This is a genomic window from Solwaraspora sp. WMMD792 (assembly GCF_029626105.1).
In the GTDB taxonomy this organism is placed as follows: Bacteria; Actinomycetota; Actinomycetes; order Mycobacteriales; family Micromonosporaceae; genus Micromonospora_E.
In genome coordinates this window covers 2,510,747-2,530,664 of sequence record NZ_JARUBH010000009.1, presented here as the reverse complement: position 1 = coordinate 2,530,664, position 19,918 = coordinate 2,510,747, and the positions used below count along the sequence as shown (strand labels likewise).

Annotated in this window: 15 protein-coding genes; 4 read left to right on the top strand and 11 right to left on the bottom strand. The window is 71.8% G+C overall.

Annotated features, from left to right (window positions below):
- Positions 1-130: 130 nt before the first annotated feature.
- On the bottom strand, positions 131-925 hold the full coding sequence (locus O7629_RS12825) for a siderophore-interacting protein (RefSeq protein ID WP_278166945.1): 795 nt from the start codon (positions 923-925) through the stop codon (positions 131-133).
- Positions 926-1,157: 232 nt separating this feature from the next.
- Entirely contained in the window at positions 1,158-2,846 is a 1,689-nt protein-coding gene (locus O7629_RS12820; RefSeq protein ID WP_278169397.1) for an amidase, read from the bottom strand.
- Between the two features lie 173 nt (positions 2,847-3,019).
- Between O7629_RS12820 and O7629_RS12815 the strand changes: the two genes are divergently transcribed.
- The gene (locus O7629_RS12815; protein ID WP_278169396.1) at positions 3,020-4,273 is read left to right on the top strand and encodes an RNA-guided endonuclease TnpB family protein; all 1,254 of its coding nucleotides are present in this window, start codon (positions 3,020-3,022) and stop codon (positions 4,271-4,273) included.
- Here O7629_RS12815 and O7629_RS12810 read toward each other — a convergent pair.
- The 4 genes from O7629_RS12810 to O7629_RS12795 form a co-directional block, all read right to left on the bottom strand.
- Positions 4,245-4,550, bottom strand: a complete 306-nt coding sequence (locus O7629_RS12810; protein ID WP_278169395.1) for a hypothetical protein — start codon at positions 4,548-4,550, stop codon at positions 4,245-4,247. The genes O7629_RS12815 and O7629_RS12810 overlap by 29 nt on opposite strands.
- Positions 4,551-4,662: 112 nt before the next feature.
- The gene (locus O7629_RS12805; protein ID WP_278169394.1) at positions 4,663-5,835 is read right to left on the bottom strand and encodes a hypothetical protein; all 1,173 of its coding nucleotides are present in this window, start codon (positions 5,833-5,835) and stop codon (positions 4,663-4,665) included.
- The gene (locus O7629_RS12800) at positions 5,828-6,385 is read right to left on the bottom strand and encodes a SigE family RNA polymerase sigma factor (RefSeq protein ID WP_278169393.1); all 558 of its coding nucleotides are present in this window, start codon (positions 6,383-6,385) and stop codon (positions 5,828-5,830) included. Before O7629_RS12800 ends, O7629_RS12805 begins: the two co-directional genes overlap by 8 nt.
- Before the next feature lie 56 nt (positions 6,386-6,441).
- Positions 6,442-9,132 (bottom strand): hypothetical protein, encoded by a 2,691-nt coding sequence (locus O7629_RS12795; RefSeq protein ID WP_278174513.1) that lies wholly within the window; start codon positions 9,130-9,132, stop codon positions 6,442-6,444.
- Positions 9,133-9,414: 282 nt separating this feature from the next.
- Here O7629_RS12795 and O7629_RS12790 point away from each other — a divergent pair, with 282 nt between their 5' ends.
- Genes O7629_RS12790 through O7629_RS12780 form a run of 3 tightly spaced genes read left to right on the top strand, consistent with a single transcriptional unit; the run spans position 9,415 to position 13,157 of the window.
- Positions 9,415-10,521, top strand: a complete 1,107-nt coding sequence (locus tag O7629_RS12790; RefSeq protein ID WP_278166937.1) for an LCP family protein — start codon at positions 9,415-9,417, stop codon at positions 10,519-10,521.
- 56 nt (positions 10,522-10,577) lie between these two features.
- Positions 10,578-12,020, top strand: coding sequence for a sugar transferase (locus tag O7629_RS12785; protein ID WP_278166935.1), 1,443 nt, complete (start codon positions 10,578-10,580; stop codon positions 12,018-12,020).
- A 45-nt stretch (positions 12,021-12,065) separates the two neighbouring features.
- Entirely contained in the window at positions 12,066-13,157 is a 1,092-nt protein-coding gene (locus O7629_RS12780; RefSeq protein WP_278166933.1) for a glycosyltransferase, read from the top strand.
- 19 nt (positions 13,158-13,176) lie between these two features.
- On the opposite strand, the gene O7629_RS12775 is transcribed toward O7629_RS12780, so the two are convergent.
- From O7629_RS12775 to O7629_RS12755, 5 genes are all read right to left on the bottom strand, one after another.
- Complete coding sequence (locus O7629_RS12775; RefSeq protein WP_278166932.1) at positions 13,177-14,262, bottom strand: hypothetical protein; 1,086 nt, start codon at positions 14,260-14,262, stop codon at positions 13,177-13,179.
- Positions 14,263-14,452: 190 nt separating this feature from the next.
- Complete coding sequence (locus O7629_RS12770; protein WP_123601747.1) at positions 14,453-15,148, bottom strand: hypothetical protein; 696 nt, start codon at positions 15,146-15,148, stop codon at positions 14,453-14,455.
- On the bottom strand, positions 15,138-16,241 hold the full coding sequence (locus O7629_RS12765) for an adenosine deaminase (RefSeq protein ID WP_278166931.1): 1,104 nt from the start codon (positions 16,239-16,241) through the stop codon (positions 15,138-15,140). The genes O7629_RS12770 and O7629_RS12765 overlap by 11 nt, the downstream gene beginning before the upstream one ends.
- Positions 16,242-16,281: 40 nt before the next feature.
- On the bottom strand, positions 16,282-19,029 hold the full coding sequence (locus O7629_RS12760) for a molybdopterin cofactor-binding domain-containing protein (protein WP_278166930.1): 2,748 nt from the start codon (positions 19,027-19,029) through the stop codon (positions 16,282-16,284).
- The gene (locus O7629_RS12755; protein WP_278166929.1) at positions 19,026-19,862 is read right to left on the bottom strand and encodes an FAD binding domain-containing protein; all 837 of its coding nucleotides are present in this window, start codon (positions 19,860-19,862) and stop codon (positions 19,026-19,028) included. Before O7629_RS12755 ends, O7629_RS12760 begins: the two co-directional genes overlap by 4 nt.
- Positions 19,863-19,918 lie beyond the last annotated feature (56 nt).

Here is a 19,918-nt window from a genome sequence, read left to right as displayed (position 1 = left end):
GAACCGTGATCGGCGCCGCCGGGGGCGGCGACGCTTGAGGTAATCTACCGCCGGTTCCGCCGTCACACGATCCACTGCGGTTGCAATTCGCCCGCTCCGTGCAGCGGGTGGCGGCGGCAGACTGGCCGGTTCAGTGCGTCTTGCCGAGTCGCCAGTAGCCGGTGAACGCGATCCTGCGTTTCGGGACCCCGATTTCGACCAGGTGGCGGCGGGCCCCGGCAGGCAGGGCCTGCTCGCCGGCGAAGTAGGCGGACACCGTGGTCGGACTGTCGGTCGTCCAGGCCTGCGCCGCGGCGAGCGCGAGGCTGCCCGGCCGGGTCCCGGCCGGCCGGGGCAGCCAGCGGACCTCGAACCCGGCGGGTGCGTCGACCGGCTGGGCGTCGGCGGGGTCGGGGATCTCGACCAGGGCCAGGCCGGTGGCGTCGCGCGGCAGGTCCCGCAGGATGCCGACGATCGCCGGCAGCGCGGTCTCGTCGCCGGCCAGCAGGTGGAACGTGGTGTCGGGGGCGAACTCGTATCCGCAGCCCTGGTCGAGCAGAGCGACGGTGTCACCGGCCTTGGTGCGTTGCACCCAGCGGCTGGCGACCCCCTCGTCGCCGTGCACGACGAAATCGATGTCGAGTTCGCGGTCCTGTGGCCGGAACGCGCGGACTGTGTAGTTGCGCAGGTGTGGGCGGGTCGCCGACGGGATCCGCAGGTACTTCAGGTAGCCGATGGTGTCGGCCCGGTTGGGCAGGTCGAAGGTGGTCTCGCCGTGTTCCTGCGGCAGGAAGAGCCGGAACCAGTGGTCGAATCCGTGGTCGGGCAGGCGCTGCAACTGGTCGCCGCCGAGGGTGACCCGGATGAAGTTCGGGCTGATCCGTTCGGTGCCGACGACGTTCACCACACACAGCGTGGTGTGCTTCTTGGCATCCTTGAAGCTCATGGTTCTCCTTGTCGCACGGGGGCGCGCCCGGCCGAGCGGCGGAGGCCGGTGCGGCTGCGTGGTCACGGGACTCCCGGGAGGTCAAGTCAGGTTTGCCTAACCTTAATTGGTCGTCCGGGTGTCCGGAAGGTCGACCCGCAGCGGATCGTCGCGGCACCGCTTCCGACGGCAACGGAGCGCGGGCCGCCCACCCACCGGGTGGACGGCCCGCAGCGCGCCGAAGCGCGTCCGGTCACTGGGTGAGCTCGGCGACCTCCTCGGCGGTCAACCGACCCCGCGACGGCGTCGCCGCCGCGGACCGGGCGGCGGCGGTGGACGCGGTCGGCGACGGGTCGACCGCCGGTGGGTCGGCCGGCCGCCGCCAGTGCCAGTCGGTGACCGCCTGGTACGCGGCGGCCACCGACAGCAGACGGTCCTCGGCGTACGGTTGCCCGCCGAGGATGGTGCCGATCGGTACCCCGCCGCCGGAGAAGCCGATCGGGAACGCGATCTCCGGCAGCCCGACGATGTCGAACGGCACCGGGCTGGTCTGCACCACCACATCGCAGCTACTGAAGATCTGGTCCAGAATCCGGTCCAGCAGCAGCAGCTTGGCGCGCTGGCCGGTGACCCACCCGTTGGCGCCCAGCAACGCGCCCTGCAGCCAACTGGTCACCGACACCCCGAAGCCACGCAGGTCACTGCGCAGGTACGGCATGAACGGCTCGCTGCGCTCCGGCAGCCGTACGTTGTTGAACGCGCTGCCGGTGAGCAGGCTCCACTCGTCCGGGAACGGCACCTCGACCAGCTCGCACTCCGGTATGGCGGCCATCTCGGCGAGGAACGCCCGGCGGGCCGCCGCCGTCTCCGAGCCGCCGTCGGCATAGCCGGGCAGCACCCCGATCCGGGTCTTCCAGCGCATCCGCAGGCTGTCGCCGTCGTAGCGGGGCGTCGCCGCGTTGATCAGGTTCGGCACCGGCGGCAGGCCCTGGCTGCGCGGGTCGGCCGGGTCCGGCCCGGCCATCGCCATCAGCATGATCGCCGCGTCCTTGGCGTCGCGGGCGAGCGGGCCGGGATGGTCGCGGGTGTAGGTGAGCGGGACGATCCCGGCCAGCGACACCCGGCCCATCGTCGGTTTTATGCCGGTGAGGTTCTGGGCGTTGGACGGCGAGGTGATCGAGCCGCCGGTCTGAGTGCCGATCCCCGAGCTGGCCAGCCGGCCGGCGACGGCGGTGGCGGTGCCGGTCGACGATCCGCCCGGGTTGGTCGACGGGTTCGTCGGCGTCCAGGCGTTGACGGTGGTGACCTGACCGTTGGGCAGGGTCGCCCGGGTGGTGGCCAGCGGACCCATCTGGGTCTTGCCCAGCACGATGCCGCCCTGCACGACCAGCTTGGCGACCGAGGTGGCGTCGTACGGTGGGACGAAGTCCTGGAACAGGTACGAGTTCGCGGTGGTCGGCACGCCCTCGGTGAAGTAGTTGTCCTTGATGGCCAGCGGGATGCCGTGCAGCGGCCCCCGGTACGGCCGGTTGGCCCACTGCCGGGCGGCCTTGACCGCCGCCTCCGCGAGCACCACGTTGAACGCCTGGTACGTCGACTCGTACGCGGTGATCCGGTCCAGGTAGGCCTGCACCAGCTCGACCGGCACGATCTTGTTGTGCCGGATCATCCAGGCGGCTTCCGAGATGGTCCATTCGGTCGGATCGGACATAGCCGACTCGCGTGGTTTGTTGTACGCGGCTCCCCGGTCCAGATCCGGGTTGAATGTGACGGCCGGGGCGCTGGTGTCGCTCGGCGCGGCCGAGGCGAGCCCGGCCAGGCCGGGCAGCGCCACGGTGCCGACAGCGGCGGTGGCTGCCAGCGCGGCGGTGCGGGCCAGGAACGCGCGGCGGTCGAGGAGCCGGTCGAGCGGCAGTTGTACGCCTGTCGAAGCGTCTGTCATGGCGTCCTCTGTTGTCATCGGATTCCTTCCGTGGATACTCCGGCCTTCAGGCCGGGGAGGAAACGGAACTCCTGCGGAGCAGGGCAGGGAAAGCCGATCCGGTGCCGAGGCGGATCGGCGTCCACCGCACACGCGACCCCATGGCTCACGACCGAATCGCTAGACTGTGGACTGTGTCCAGGACCGTGAAGCGGGCGTTCAGGTACCGCTTCTACCCCACCCCCGGGCAGGCCGCCGAGCTTGCCCGGACGTTCGGTTGTGTCCGGCTGGTCTACAACATGGCGCTGGCCGCCCGCAGCGAGGCGTGGACCCTGCGTCGGGAACGGGTCACCTACAACGCCACGTCGGCGATGCTGACCGCGTGGAAGAAGACCGACGACCTGGCGTTCCTCAACGACGTCTCCTGCGTCCCTCTGCAGCAGGCGCTGCGGCACCTGCAGACCGCGTTCACCAACTTCTGGGCGAAACGGGCCCGGTACCCGACGTTCAAGTCGAGGAAGAGGTCGCGGCGGTCGGCGGAGTACACCGCCAGCGCGTTCCGGTGGCGCGACGGTCGGCTGACCCTGGCGAAGATGTCCGATCCGTTGGACATCGTGTGGTCCCGACCGTTGCCGGAGGGCGCGGCGCCGTCGACGGTGACGGTGTCGCAGGACCCGGCGGGCCGCTGGTTCGTCTCCCTGCTCTGCGACGACCGGATCGAACCGGCCCCGGCGTCGGGTGCCGTGGTGGGGGTCGACGCCGGCCTCGACAGCCTGTTCACCCTGTCCACCGGGGAGAAGATCCCCAACCCGAGACATGAACGCCGCGACCGGCGGCGGCTGGCCCGCGCCCAGCGGAACCTCGCACGCAAGGCCAAAGGCTCGGCGAACCGGGCCAAGGCCCGGCTGGCGGTGGCCCGGATTCATGCCCGGATCGCCGACCGCCGCCGCGACCACCTGCACAAACTCAGCACTCGGCTCGTTCGTGAAACCCAAACGATCGTGATCGAGGACCTGACCGTCCGCAACATGACGGCCAACCACCGTCTGGCCCGCGCCGTCTCCGACGCGGGCTGGCGGCAGTTCCGCAGCATGCTGGAGTACAAGACGCGCTGGTACGGCCGCGACCTGGTGGTCGTGGACCGCTGGTTCCCGTCGACCCGACTGTGCTCCGCGTGTGGCGTACTGGCCGAGCGGATGCCGTTGGCGGTCCGGTCGTGGACCTGCCGGTGCGGGCAGGCCCATGACCGGGATGTCAACGCGGCACGGAACATTCTCGCGGAGGGGCTCTCCGTGATTGCCTGTGGAGGCGGTGTAAGACCTCACCGGGAGTCCTCCTCTCGGACGGGGCGGTCGTCGGTGAAACAGGAACCCCCTGGGGCGACCCAGGGAATCCCCGTCCTTAGGGCGGGGAGGATTGTCAACGGGGCTTGCGCCATTCGGTGCTGATCGACGGGTAGAGGACCGGTGCGGGCTGCTGGGACAGTGCCATGGCGGTCGCCGGGTCGCCGGCGTCCGGGGTCGGCATCTGGTAGGCGGCGAGGGCCGGCACCGTACTGCGCATGAAGGACCGCAGCGACGCGAGGACCGAGTCGCGGCCGGGAGAGCCGGTGACCGGGTCGGCGGTGGTGCCGGCCGGCAGTTGGTCGAGGTCGATGCCGAGCGAGGCGAGTTGGGCGACGATGAAGGTGTTCAACTCGTCGTCGGTCGGAGGGGTGGGGGCCATGGAACCTCCTGGCGGTGAAGCGGTGGCCACAATCTCCGGCCGGTTGATGTCGGCACCGTGACGCGGCTGTCACGTGATCATGAATCCGCGCAGCTCAGACCAGGTCGGAAGGTCACTGTGTCGGCAGTGGTACGGATTGCCAGCTGGTGCCGTCGACGGTGACCGAGCCGGGCGCGCCGGGCTGCCCGGCGGAGACCCACAGCCGTCCCGGCAGGGCACCGAGCTCGCCGTACGGGCCGGCGGTGCCGGCGGTGAAGGTCGTGCCGTCGTCGTCGCTGGTCCACGTCGGCACCGTGTGCCGGCCGAGGCCGCCCACCAGCAGCCGGCCGTCGTCGCCGACGGTGAGCGCGCTCTGGTCCAGCCTGGGCAGCGGGACGGCCAGGTCCTGCCAGCTGCGCGCGCCGTCGGTGGTACGCCACAGCACCGGCCGGGCGGCCGACGAGCCGGTCTCGCCCGCGTCGATCGGGTCGAACAGGACGAACGCCTGCCGGGCGTCGCGGGCCGCGAGGCCGGCGACCAGGGCGCCGGCCGGTCCGGCGGTGGTCCGCCAGCTGGCGCCCCGGTCGGTGCTGACCGCGATCACGGTGCCCGGCCCGTCTCCGGCCGCTCCGGCGGTCCAGATCGCCCCGTCCGGGGCCACGTACACCCGTCCGCCGACCGTCGGCGGATCGGCCAGCCGGTACACCGTGCCCGCGACCGGGTCGACCGCGACCGGCGGGCGCAGGTCGGCGCAGTGGGTCAGACAGTCGACCGGCTGTGCCTCGGGCGGGAACACGGTGACGGTGCGGGTCGTCGCGGTGGCGTCCCGCCAGGTCCGGCCGGCGTCGGTGGACACGTGGTCGGTTACGCCGACGCCGACCAGGAAGACGTCCGGGGTGAGGCTGAACGCCACCGCCCGGGACACCGGGTGGCCGTCCGCGTCGTGCAGGCAGTCCGCGGTGGTGTCCGGTCCGTTCAGCGGCAGCCACGTCGATCCGGCGTCGTCGCTGCGGGTGAACCGGAACCGGCAGTCCTCGCCGGGGCCGTCGAAGCCCACCACGGTCCGGTCGTCCCACACGGTCATCCGCAGCGGGCCGGGTGGCGCGGGGCCGTCGGACCGGTGACGGCCCACCGTGGCGGCCAGGCCCGGGGCGACCAGCGCCACCAGCAGCAGGCCGAGCGCGGCGGCGACGATCATGGTCCGCCGTCGCCGTCGGGCCCGTGCCCGGAGCCGGTCCAGTGCCGGCTGGATCACCGCTTCGCTGATTCGCTCCCGGTCGAAGGTGGTCAGCCGCAGGTCAGGCATGGCTGCTCCGGGTGTAACTGGTCGACGTGTCGACGAGCAGACCGGCGAGGGCCGTCCGGCCTCGGGAGAGTCGCGACTTGACGGTGCCCTCGGTGACGCCGAGCGCGTCGGCGACCTCGGCGACCGGCAGGTCGGCCAGGTAGTGCAGGGCGATCGCGTGTCGTTGCCCGGCCGGCAGCTGGCGCAGCGCCCGCATCAGCGCGACGTGCTCGGCCGAGCTGTCGGCGATCAGCCGTTCGGTGTCGACCGGGGCGGCCAGCCGGGGGAGCAGCCGGGCGAGAACGGCCCGGCGGCGGTGCCGGCTGCGGGCGACGTTGACCGCCACCCGGCGTAGCCACGCCTCCGGGTTGTCCAGCTCGGCGAAGCGGTGCGGGGCGAGCAGGGCGCGGACGAACGCCTCCTGCACCGTCTCCTGTGCCTCGCCCAGGTCGCCGGTGACGGCGTACAGCTGCACGACGAGCCGCCGGTAGCTGCCGGCGTACACCTGGCCGACGACGTCGTCGGGGTGCGCCAGGCCGCCGCCGTCGGCGTCCGGCGGGGATTCTCCCATGCAGTGCCCGACTCCCCGGCGGTCCGGAAGGTTCCATCCGTCGGCCGGTGGGCGGCTCAGCCGGTGTCGCCGGTCGGGGTCGCCGGGGCCGGATGGCAGCCGGGCGGGTCCTCCGGCTGTGCCCGGCCACAGTAGAAGACCTCCGTGGGTTCCTGGTCGACCTGCGGCACGCTGGCCACGTACATCAGCGACAGTCGCTTCTCCACCGGCTCACCGGTGTCCGCCGAGAACCGGGTGGGCCCGGTCACCCCCGGGTACGCCGCTGCGGCGTTCTGCCGCAGCACCTCGGTGAAGACCGCGACCGGGCTGACCGCCCGCGCGTCCCACGGCCGGGAGCCGACGTTCAGCCGGGCCGCGAGCTGCTCCACCGCCGCGATCAGCATCATCGTCGCGTCGTAGGCCAGCGCCACGCGTTCGCCTACCGGCGGCCCGGAGCCGTCCACGCACCGCCGTTCGCCGAGCAGGTCGTCGCGCCGGATCAGGTCGAGGAACCGGCGGCGTGACTCGTCGGCGACCGCGTCGGTCACCAGCCGGGTGCACATCGCCAACGCGGCCTTCGACACGTACGTCACCGGCAGGTTGCCCGGCGCGTTCGCCCGCAGCTGGTGGTTGGCCAGGTATCGGTTGACCGAGTCGTCGGCCACCAGATGCAGCGGAGGATTGTTCCGGCAGCCCCGCAGCGCCTCCAGGAACTCGTCGAACTCCGAGTACCGGCCGGCGAAGAAGAGCAGACCGGGGTAGCCGCACTCGTGACCGAGCGAGTCGCCGACCCGGAACGGCCGCGCGGTGGCCTGCTCGCCGAGCCGCTCGGTCAGGCCGGTGACCAGTGTGTTGACGTACAGGTCATCGGCGAGCGGGCTGTTGTCGCCGGTGGTGTAGTAGATGTGCGCCTCGGACAGGCCGAGCACCCGGGTGGCGTACGCCGACACCAGCTCGGCCTGGTCGGCGTTGGGCGGGACCATCTGCAGGTAGAGCCGCGAGTTGCGGTGCAGCCCGTCGGCGGACAGCGTCGGCGCGACCGCCGGCAGCCCCACCTCGTTGAGTCGCCGCAGGGCCCGGGCCGTGGTGGTGCGGCTCTCCACCAGGCCGACCACGCCGACCACCGTCGGATCCCGGCGGGCCAGCCCGGCCAGCAGCTCCACAGTCCGCTCCGCGTGTCGCATCTGCTTGCCGCCGTTGGCCACCACGATGCGCAGCAGCGCCTGGCCGTCGGTGCTCGCCGACGCCTTCATCCGGGCGTACTGGGCGACCGCCATCCCTTCGAGTTCTTCGCGTTCGGAGACGTAGGAGACCTCTCGGGGACCGGTCCGCTGGCCGGTCATGATGCCCAGATAGACCAGCGTCATCAGCGGGCGGCGGCGCTGGCTGCTCCGCCAGACCTGCATGACCTCCTCGTTCTGCCGGAAGATGCGTTCCTGTACCCCGCGCAGCGCCTCCTGGCCCGGGTCGTGGTTGAACACGTACGCCAGGTTGTCGCTGTAACCGACGCACTCGCCGTCGATCAGCCGCAGCGAGATCTCGCCCTGCCCCGGGTGCGGCAGGCAGCCCGGACCCCACCGCCCGCCGGCCCAGAACAGTCCACCGGCGAGCAGGGCCAGGACCACGGCGGCGGCGACGGTTCGCCGGGCCCACCACGGTGGCGCCGGCGGTGCGAGGTCGGCGGCGGTCGGGTGCCCGTAGCGGTCGTCGGGGTCGGCGGTCGCCGCCAGCGGCAGGATCCATGCGTCGGCGCGGCGTAGCCGCCGCTGCTCCGGCAGGGCGTCGCGCCACTCGTCGAGGCCGATGTCCACCTCGGTCAGCCGGATCGGGGTCGCAGCGTCCGGTACCGGGGCGTAGCCTTCGGCCGCGGTGGCCAGGATCAGCAGGGGGTCCCACCGGCCGGTCTCGTTGCGGACATCGTTGACCAGCCGCAGCAGGGCGTGTCCGGCGTTGTCCGGTGCGACGTCGCGCAGCAGCAGCACCGGATAGGCGGTGCGCTGCCAGCCGTTCGGTGACCAGACGCGGCGCAGATGTCCGGCGCGCAGGTCCTCCAGGAAGGCGTGCACGAGCAGTTTGCGCACCTGCTCGGGCTGTTCCCCGGTACGCAGGTCGGTGGTGAGTCGTTCGGCGAAGCCGATGAAGGTGCCGCTCTGTCGTGGCGCGAGGTACTGCTGGCGCATGAACCAGCGGTACCGGCCGCCGATCACCGGTAGGCGTCCGGACAACGCGGCCCGGAAGACCACGTCCGGGACCGCCCGCAGGACCAGCCAGAGCAGCAGCCGGTACGCGGTGGCGAACATGGTCTCGGCGTCCGAGGCGCCGCTCAGGTTCTCGGCGGCCGGCCGGCGGCGCCAGTCGCGGAGCATCTGGGTGAGCCGGGCCCGGCGTTCGGTGACCTCGACGTCGGCCAACCGCTGGTCCATCAGCCAGCGGGCCAGCGGATAGTGGCGGAAGGTGAACGGCTCACCGCCGAACGCGTCGAGGGCGAGCTGGTGGTGCATCGCGTCGAGCAGCGGGCGGATTCCTGCTCCGTCGGGGAACTCGGTGGCGTCGACGTCGACATGCGGCACTCGGCGGTGGGCCGGCCGGCGGAGCCGGCGCAGCAGCCCGGCGTGCACCTCGGACCCGGCAGCGCCAACGGCCACGACGACCGGCAGATCGTGCTCGCCGCGCCGGGGCCGGCGCAGCAGCCGGCCGACGAGGGTCAGCAGTTCGGCCACGCCCCGGGAGGCGAGCCGGTCACGTGCCCGGTTCGCACCGGCCTCCATGGTCACCTCGGCACTCCGATCCTGCGGTCGAGCGGACGGTCCATCCAGTGTCGGTCAGGGCTGCCACCTGCTGGCTTGCGGACCGGACGATTAGGGCAGAATGCCCGGCGGTTTGACGGGAATCCGTCAGGTCCGTCGGCAAGGTAGGGACGATGATCCACTGTCCCGAGCCGCGCCGGTAGGAAGATGAATGCGGATAAGACCGGCGTGGATGATTAAAGTGGATCTTCGACTGTCCCGGGCGGACATCATCCGGAAACCTTCGTCAGTACTATCACTGACATGTCACGTCGAGAACGGCTCGCGGACCCCACGGCCGCCCAGGAGTTGGGCGGGGCTGCGGACGGGGTGCAGCCGGGGACGCAGGATCCCGAGTCGGTAATGGACTCCGCCGCCGCGCCACCGCGTCGCCGTCGCCGCGGGCTGCGGATCGCTCTGACGGTGCTCGTGGTCCTGACGCTGCTCGGTGGCGGTGGACTGCTCGCCGGTGGGTTCTACCTGCGGTCGATCGAGTCCGGGATCGAGCGGGTGGAGGCGTTCGTGGACGTGCCGGAGGAGTTCCGGCCGGAAAAGGTGACCACCGCCACGAACATCCTCATCCTCGGCAGCGATACCCGGGACCCGCAGAGCACGTCGGGCTCCCGCAGTGACACGATCATCCTGGCGCACATCGCGGCCGACCGGCAGAGCGCCCAGCTGATCTCCATTCCCCGGGACACCTGGGTCTTCGTGCCGGAAAACCAGGAAGGAACATACGGCGGACGGGAAGCGAAGATCAACGCCGCGTATGCCTGGGGTGGTATCCCGCTGATGGTGCAGACCGTCGAGGAGTTCACCGGAGTACGGGTGGACAACGTCGCCCTGGTGGACTTCGCCGGATTCCGGGAGATCGTCGACGCGCTCGGCGGGGTCGAGATCGACGTCGAGGAGGCGTTCACCTCCAACCATTCCCTCAACCCTGACAACCGACGGTCGTTCGCCGCCGGCCCGCAGACGATGGACGGCGCGGCGGCCCTCGACTACGCCCGCGAGCGGTACGCCTTCGCCGATGGCGACTTCGCCCGGATCCGCCACCAGCAGCAGGTCATCAAGGCCATCCTGGAGAAGGCGGCCTCCGGTGGGGTGCTGTCCAGCCCGGCCACGCTGAACTCGTTCATCCGGGCCACGGCCGACGCGGTGGCGGTCGACGAGACGTTGTCCCTGCTCGACTTCGGCATGGACCTGCGACACCTGCGCGGCGACGACCTCACCTTCGTCACCAGCCCGACCGAGGGCACCGGGCGGGTCGGTGACGAGAGCGTGGTGTTCGCCGACACCGAGGCGGCCGCTTCCTTCTATGACGCGGTCCGTCGCGACGCGGTCGACGAGATCCTCGCCGCTGCGCGGTGACCTCCGGCACCGACCACCAGCCCCGCTCCATCGAACCGGGAAGGCATGGCCAAGTCGTGGAAGCCCCGTTGCTGCCGCTGGTGCCCCGGCCACGGCCGGACGAGGGGCCGGATCCGTCGACTGGCGCCACCGCCGTCCTGCCGTACGCCGGTTCGCGGGCATCGAGCCGCACCCGGCCGCTACGGGCCTGGATGATCGCCGCCCCGGTGGACCTCGCCGCGTTGCTCGCTCCGCTGCTGATCTCGAACCGTTACTGGCGGGGCACCCTGTTCATGGCGGCGTTGACCATCGCCGTCTTCGCGTTCAGCGGGCTCTACCGGGCCAGACGCCATGTCAGCTTCCTCGACGAACTGCCGACCCTGTGTGGACGCCTGCTCACCGCGTCCGGCACCGTCGCGATCATCGCCGGGCTGCGGCACGACTCGGTGGAGTACGTGGCCGACCTGATGCGGGGGATCGCCGTTTCGGCCGTACTGCTGATCATCGGACGCTCGATCACCCGGGCGGTGGTGGTCTTCGCCCGTCGCCGCCGCTGGGTCGAACACAACGCCCTGATCCTGGGCAGCGGTCCGGTCGCGGCCGAGCTGGCCCGGCTGATGCGCCGCTACCCCAGCTACGGCCTGCGGTTCGCCGGCTGCGTGGACTCAGCCGCCCGGCAGACCGACGGCGCGTCGTTGCCGCTGGTCGGGACGTTCGACGACCTCGGCCGGCTGATCGACATGGTCGAGTGCGACGTGCTCATCATCGCCGATCCGGACTGCCCCGAAGCCGGGCTGATGGATCTGCTGCGCCGACCCGAGTGCGCCAGCCAGGACCTCTGGGCGGTGGCCAGACTGTGGGGGTCGGGATCGTACGGGCGGCAACCCGACCACATCGGCGCGATCCCGCTGGTCCACGTGCGGCACATCGCCCTGTCCGGTCCGCGCTGGATGGTGAAGCGGGCCTCCGACGTGGCACTCGCCTCGGTGGCAATGGTCCTGCTCAGCCCGGTGCTCGCCCTGTGCGCACTGGCGACCTTCATCGACGGCGGCCGGGGGATCTTCTTCCGGCAGGAGCGCATCGGCCAGCACGGCCGGACGTTCAACGTGATCAAGTTCCGGTCGCTGCGCCCCGAGACCGACCAGGAGGCCCGGACCACCTGGTCGATCGCCGACGACCGCCGGGTCAGCCTGATCGGAAGGTTCATGCGACGTACGTCGCTCGACGAGCTGCCACAGCTGTGGAACATCCTGCGCGGCGACATGACCGTGGTCGGTCCCCGTCCGGAACGTCCGTACTTCGTGGCGAAGTTCTCCGCCGAGCTGCCCGGCTACGCCTCGCGCCACCGGGTCCCGGTGGGACTCACCGGGCTGGCTCAGGTCAGCGGCCTGCGGGGGGACACGCCGATCTCCGACCGGGCCCGGTTCGACAACTTCTACATCGAGCACTGGTCGCTGTGGCTGGACATCAAGGTGGTGCTGCGTACCGTCGCCGAGGTGCTCCGTGGCCGCGGGCGCTGATCCAGCCGACCGGCACACCGACGCAGATGAGGGGAGCTCGCGGAGTTGACGACACCACTTGCCGGCCGCTCGGTCGCACTCGTCCATGAGTGGTTCGGCGACACCGGCGGGTCGGAGCAGGTGTTCCGGCGGATCGCCGACCTCGTCCCGCACGCCCAACGGTTCGTGCTGTGGTCCGACCCCGGGGTGACCGACCAGGGCCTGCGGGAATCCTGGCTTGCCCGGACACCGCTGCGCCGCAGCAAGACCCTCGCCCTGCCGCTGATGCCGCTGGTGTGGCGGACCCTCAGCCGGGAGCACTTCGACGTGGTCCTGTCGTCCAGCCACGCCTTCGCGCACACCGTACGGCTTGGTGCGCCGGGGCGGACCCGGCATCTGAGCTACGTCCACTCGCCGGCTCGGTACGTGTGGAGTCCCGACTACGACGGCCGCGGCTCCGGCCGGCTGCTCGCCCTGCCCCGGCGGGCCCTGCAGGCGGTGGACGTGCGGCTCAGTCGGCACGTGGCCAGCTACGCCGCGAACTCCCGTGAGGTGCGGGACAGGATCCGGCGGTTCTGGCACCGCGACGCGGTGGTCATCCATCCGCCGGTCGACGTCGACTACTTCGCCACCGCCCAGCCGGACGACCCCGTCGCGCAACGCGACTATTTGCTCGGGGTGGGGCGCTGGATACCGTACAAGAACTTCGATCTGATCATCTCGATCGCCGCGGCCGCCCGGATGCCGGTGGTCGTCGCCGGCTCCGGGCCCCAGGAGGCCAACCTGCGCCGGCACGCCGACCGGGTCGGCGCCGAGGTGACCTTCGAGGTACGTCCGGACCGGGCCCGGCTGCGGCAGCTCTACCGGGGGGCCCGAGCACTGCTCTTCCCGGTGCACGAGGACTTCGGCATCATCCCGGTCGAGGCCCAGGCCTGCGGTACGCCGGTCCTCGGGCTGCGCCGTGGCGGGCTGCTGGAGACCGTCGTCGACGGTGCGACCGGACACCTCGTCGACTCGACCCGGGCCGACGACTACGTTCCGCTGCTGCGCCGGCTCGACCAGCTCGACGCCGCCGGTATCCAGGCACACGCCAAGTCGTTCGCCGCGGCCGAGTTCGCCGCGAAGCTCGCCGACTGGATCGAAGCCGAGTGTCGGTGACGGCACCGCCGCCAGCCGACTACAGCAGCAGCGAACTGCGGAGATAGTTCGCGATCATGCGCAGCGGGCTGGCCCCGTCGGCCGGGCCGGTCAGTCGCAGCACCAGCTGCCGGTCGATCGACCCGTCCTGCCCGCCGCGCCAGTAGGCGACCATCACCAGACCGTGCCGCCGCTCACCGTCGACCTCCAGCGTGCTGACTTCGGCGTACGCGGTAGCGATGCCTGCCTGCAACCACTGCTGACTCCACGCCTCCTCGGCCTGGCGCATCCTCGCCTGCCGGTCCGGGGTGCACCGCTGTGGACAGGGCCGGACCACGACCTCGCCACCGACCTCCTGCTGCTGCTCGCTGAACGTGCCGCTGCACCGCAGGCGGCGGGTCTGCGGGGCCCGGTCGTCCGGGACGGGGGAGCAGTCCCAGCTCCACGGCACCTTGAGGATCAGACCCACGTCGGCCAGGTCGGTGTAGGTGCGGACCGTGTCCTCCGGGGTGAACCGGGGCCAGTCGGCCCGCCAGGAGCTCTCCGCCGGTGGCTCCAACCCGGGCTGGTCCGGGGTGGCCAGCGGCGGGGTGCCATCCTGCGGAGGGCCGCCCGGCGGGGTGTCGCTCGGCGGGGTGTCGACCGCCCGGCCCGGCGACGCGTTCGCTGCGGACCGTGGTGGGTTCTCGGTGGACCGGTCCGGCCACCAGGTGACGGCGGCACCGGCCAGCAGGACCGCCACGACCGCCGCCCCGGCCAGCAGCGGGCCCGGAACGCGTCGGCGCGGTGGTTCGGCCGGGGCGAACCGGGGCACCGGAGGGTACGCCGGCTGGTGGGCCAGGGCCGCTGGTCGCTCGGCTGCCGGGCCGACCGCGCCCTGCGGTCCGGCCGGTTGGTACTCCTGGCCGAGGGCGAGGAAGATCCGCTCCGCCCCTTCACCGTGCCCGGCACCACAGGCGACCCAGGGGACCCGGGCGGTGAAGTTCGCGTATCGGAAGGCCGGCGCTCCCGCCGCCGGGTCGGCCAGCGCCTCGGCGGCCGAGGAGAACGCCTCCCGCCACCGTTCGTCGGCGGCCACATCGGCGTCGAGGATCGCCACGGTGATCTGCTCGCCGTGGGGTTCCACAGCCGACCAGACGCTGCCCGCCGGACACGATCCCAGCATTTCGACGAGCCGGTACGGATCTACCGGTTGCATTCGGCCTCCCGCCCCTGTGTCCTGCTGGGGATCATAGCGACCGAGGGTGACCGTACCACGACTCTAGGTTGGCGACACGGCTCGGGAGCCCCGCGGAGCTGTCCGCACGGCCGACCGGTCAGGCGGCGGTGTCGCGCACCCATGCCTCGGCGTGTGGCCCGGCGCCGACGATCCGGAGCAACTGGACCGACTGGGCCGGATCATCCACCGTGACGAAGTAGGAGTTGCCCCGCCGCACGTGCTGGTGCACAGCCAGGCCGAGCGCGTCACCCGCCTGGGTCAGCGCGGTCAACGCAGCCGGATCCGGCACCCGGACCCGGACCTGGCTGCGGCGGCGGGAGCCGTTGGCGACCAGCAGCGCCGCCCGCCACATCGTCCGGGCGGCCGGCGTGCGCAGACCCGGCCGGGCGTGCGGCCCGACCTGCTCAGCTGCCGTCTGCCACAGCCGCGCGAGCCAGCCGAGCACCTCGTCGGCCCGACCGCTGGGGACGAGTACGTCGAACCGGTCCCGGTCGTCGCGTCCGCTCATCCGGGCGGTGGTGGCGATCCGTACCCCGGGGAACTCGCCGTCGACCACGGTGGCCACCCGGTGGGCGAGCGCCGGGTAGGCGGTGCTGACCAGACTGACCAGCCCGGAGCGCCGCTGCCAGGGCACCGGCCGCAGCAGATGGGTCACGGTGGCGGTCTCCACTCTGGGCAGCCGGTCGGCCGGAACCGCTGCGGCGACCGCGTCGAGCAGCCTGCGGTGCGGGATGGCGCCCCACCGGCCGGCGGTCGCTCCGCCGCATCGGCGGGGTTGGGCGTCAACCGACACGGTCGACCTCCTCGTCCTCGACGAGGGACCGGTACGCGGGCTTGATGACGTCGTCGATGACCGCCAGCCGCTCGTCAAACGGGATGAACGCACTCTTCATCGCGTTCACCGTCAACCACCGCAACTCCGACCACCCCCACCCGAACGCCTCCACCAACAACCACATCTCCCGCGACATCGACGTCCCACTCATCAACCGGTTGTCCGTGTTCACCGTCACCCGGAACCGCAGATCACGCAACAACCCCACCGGATGCTCACCGATCGAACCCACCGCACCCGTCTGCACATTCGACGACGGACACAACTCCAACGGAATCCGCTTGTCCCGCACATACGACGCCAACCGCCCCAACCGCACCCCACCCCCACCCACCTCAATATCATCCACAATCCGCACCCCATGCCCCAACCGATCCGCACCACACCACTGAATCGCCTGCCAAATCGACGGCAACCCGAACGCCTCACCCGCATGAATCGTGAAATGAAAATTCTCCCGCTGCAAAAACTCGAACGCGTCCAAATGCCGCGTCGGCGGAAAACCCGCCTCCGCACCCGCGATATCGAACCCCACCACCCCCACATCCCGGTACCGCACCGCCAACTCCGCGATCTCCTGCGACCGCGCCGCATGCCGCATCGCCGTCAACAACGTCCCCACCCGGATCACCCGACCCGCCTCCGCCGCCTCCGCACACCCCGCCGCGAACCCCGCCAACACCGCCTCCACCACCTGACCCAACCCCAACCCCCGCGACAGATGCTGCTCCGGCGCGAACCGCACCTCCGCGTACACCACCCCGTCCGCCGCCAGATCCACCGCACACTCCGCCGCCACCCGGAACAACCCCGCCTCCGTCTGCATCACCGCCACCGTGTGCGCAAACGTCTCCAGATACCGCTCCAACGACCCCGAATCCGCCGCCGACACGAACCACCGACCCAACTCCGACGGATCCGTCACCGGCAACACATGACCCACCTCGTCCGCCAACTCCACCACCGTCGCCGGCCGCAACCCACCATCCAGATGGTCATGCAGCAGCACCTTCGGCGCCCGAACGATCTCCGCCAACGAAACAGCCACCATACGAATCTATTCTTCCTTCAGTCGTTACTCGCCGATGTCGTTACTCGCCGCCGGCCCGACCGCGCTGCAGTCGGTCCCACACCCGGTCCCGGGTGAACGGCAGATCGGTGAAGCGGACTCCGGTCGCGTCCCGCAGCGCGTTCGCCAGCGCGGCGGCCACCGGATTGAACGGGCTCTCGCTCATCGACTTCGCGCCCGCCGGCCCGAGCGGATCGCTGGTTTGGGCGAACAGCACCTCGGTGAGCGGCACGTCGGCATAGGTCGGCAGGTGGTAGCTGCGGAAGTCGTCGGTGGTCACCCGACCCTGGTCGTCGATGTCCACATGTTCGGTGAGGGCGGCACCGAGAGCCTGCGCCACCCCACCTTCCACCTGCCCCCGGCACTGCATCGGGTTGAGCACCGTGCCGGCGTCCGCGCTGTGCACGCTGCGCAGGATTCGGATCTCCCCGCTGTCCGGGTCGACCGCTACCCGGAACCAGTGCGCGTCGAAGGCCACCGAGCGGTGCGCTCCGTCGGCGTGCCCCTCGGCGGTGAGCGGCCGGCCGGCCGTCGACGCGGCCCGGGCCAGGTCGACCAGATCGATCCGCCGGCCGGCGCACCGCACCGTTGTCGCGTCCACCCGGCACTCCCGCGGGTCGACGCCGGTCGCCCGCGCGGCGGCGTCGACCAGCACGTCCCGCAGTGCGAGCGCGGCGCGCTGAGCGGCGGTGCCGGCCACCACGGTGCCGGTCGAGGCGAACGCACCGGTGTCGTGACCGACCAGCGCGGTGTCCGACTGCCGGATCCGTATCCGGTCCACGGTGGTGGCCAGCGCGTCGGCGACCAACTGCCGGTGCACGGTGGTCGACCCGTTGCCGAACTCGGCCATCCCGATGTCCAACTGGTAGCCGCCGTCGGTGTCGAGGGTGACCCGGGCCCGGCCGTGGTGACCGCCCGGTGGTCCGGTGGCGATCATCGCCACCGCCATGCCGTCGCCAACCAGCCAGCCGGCTCCGGCGTCCGCATGCCGGTGCTCGTCCCGAGCCCGCTGAATCAGCTCCAGGCACTGGTCCAGGCCGTAGCTGTGCACCCGTACGGTGTCGTCGTGCCCGACCGGGGTGACCAGCGGATCCTGCGGGCCGATCACGTTGCGGGCGCGGAACGCGATCGGATCGAACCCGAGCCGGCGGGCCAGCTCGTCCACGGCGGACTCCACCGCGAACGACACCTGCCCCAGCCCGTAGCCGCGGAACGCGCCGGCCGGCACCGTGTTGGTGTAGACCGACCAACCGTCGACCTGCTTGTTCGCACACCGGTAGAGGGCCACCGATTCGCTGCAGCCGTGTGCCAGCACCGCCGGGCCGTGGTTGCCGTACGCGCCGGTGTCCGCGACGACATGCAGCCGGATCGCGGTCAGCGTCCCGTCGCGGCGCCCCGCCACCGTCACCCGGGTCCGGAACGGATGCCGGGTGGTCGCCGCGGTGAACTGTTCGGCCCTGGTGAACTCCAGTTTCACCGGTCGTCCGGTGCGCAGCGCGGCCAGCGCCGTCACGTCCTCGACGAGCATCTCCTGCTTGCCGCCGAATCCGCCGCCGACCCGGCCGGCGACCACCCGGACCTTCTCGACCGGCAGGCCGAACAGCCGGGCCAGCGCCCGCCGGGTCAGGTACGGCGTCTGGGTGCTGGACCGTACGGTCAGCCCGCCGTCCGGCTCCGGCCAGGCCACCGCTCCGTGCGTCTCCAGGTGGGCGTGCTGCACCCGTTGGGTACGGAACGTCGCGGTGAAGACCTCGTCGGCGTCGGCCAGCGCCCGGTCGACGTCGCCGATCTCACCGTGCACCTCACCGGCCACGTTGTCCACTGGCCGGGCGATGCCGCTGACCGCCGGATCCAGGTCGTGCAGGACGGGCGCGCCCGGGAGCATCGCCGCCGCCGGGTCGAACACCGCCGGCAGCGGCTGGTAGCTGACCCGGACCAGGTTGGCGGCCGTCTCGGCGGCCGCCTCGGTCTCGGCGACCACCGCCGCCACCCGCTGTCCGACGAAGCGGACCACGTCGTCAAGGAGCCGGGTGTCTGCCGGGTCCTCGCGCGGGTTCTCATGCTGGGCCGTCGAGTACCGCAGGTCGGGGCAGTCGCGGTGGGTGAGTACCGCCAGAACCCCGGGTACCCGCATCGCGTCGTCGGTGTCGACGTCGACGATCCGGGCGTGCGGCACCGTCGAGCGGACCAGCTTCAGGTGGGTCAGCCCGGGAACATCGACGTCGAAGGTGAATCGGGCGGTGCCGGTGACGATCTGCCGGGCCGCCGGGGCGGCCGCGTTGCCGCCGACCGCCGGGCAGCCAGGGCCGCCGCCGGTGGTGCCGTCGGCGGTGCCGGTCACGTGCCGTACCCCGTCGAGCGCGTCGCGGATCGCCCGGTAGCCGGTGCACCGGCACAGGTTGCCCTTCAGCGCGCGCGGCAGGTCAGCGTGCTGGTCGCCGTCGAGCGCGGCCACCGTCATCACCAGCCCGGCGGTGCAGAATCCGCACTGGAATCCCTGCGCGTCGAGAAACCGCTGCTGCACCGGGTGCAGCGTGTCGCCGTCGGCCAGTCCTTCGACCGTGGTCACCGACCGGCCCTCGGCCCGTACCGCCGGGAAGACACAGCTGTGTACCGGGACTCCGTCGACGTGTACCGTGCACGCCCCGCAGTCCCCGGCGTCACAGCCCTTCTTCACGCCGTACCAGCCCTGGTCGCGTAGGAACGTGCGCAGGCACTGGCCGGCGGCCGGTTCCCCGGCGGCGGCGGTGCCGTTCACCACGACGTTCACCGGCCGTCCTCGCCGTCGGTGCCGGCCGCGGCCAGTTCGGCCCGGATTTGTTCGGCCATCCGCAGCGTGCGGTGCCGCCGCCAGCGCGGCAGGCCGTGCACGTCGTCGACCCAGCCGGCGGCGGCGCATCCGGCGTCGACCCGGTCCAGCAGTTCGGGCCCGGTCGGTGCGGCCGGCAGCGACAGCACCACCGGGTGGCGGGTGGCCGCGGTCACCGACATCGTCCACCCGCCAGTGTCCTGGTCGACCGAGCCGATGACCAGCGCCGCCGACCGGCCGTGCCGGAACAGCGACGCCCGGCGCATCGCGTACCGGGCCCGAGCGGCGGCTGCCGGCAGCCGGACGCTGCGCAGGTACTCGCCGGCGTCGAGCACCGTCGCACCGACGTCGCGGATGAATCCGTCGGCGGGCACCCGGCGCTGCCCGCCGGCCAGGTCGGTGAGCAGGTACTCGGCCCGGGTCGCCACCGCCAGTGACGTCATCGGACCGGCCGGCAGCGCCGCGCAGATGTTGCCGCCGACGGTCGCCACGTTCCAGATCTTGCGGGAGGCGAGGAACGCGTCGCAGCAGCCGGCGACCAGCTCCGTCACCCGATTCCAGCCGGGCGGCGGGGCGAACCGGGCCAGTTCGGCGACGGTGCAGGTAGCGGCGATCTCCAGCCCGTCGTAATCGATCCGGATCGACGGCCAGCGCAGCCGGGTCAGGTCACGCAGCCGGCGCACCCCGGGCTGAGGTTGCGAGAACAGGTAGCTGCCGCCGGCGAGCCAGCGGTCGCCGGGGCGCCAGGCGTCGGCGTCGGCGGCGATCACGTCGGAGACGGTATGCAGATCCACGGTCCGCATCGTCCGCCGCCGCCGTCGGCCCGGACAATGACGGCGGAACACAATCC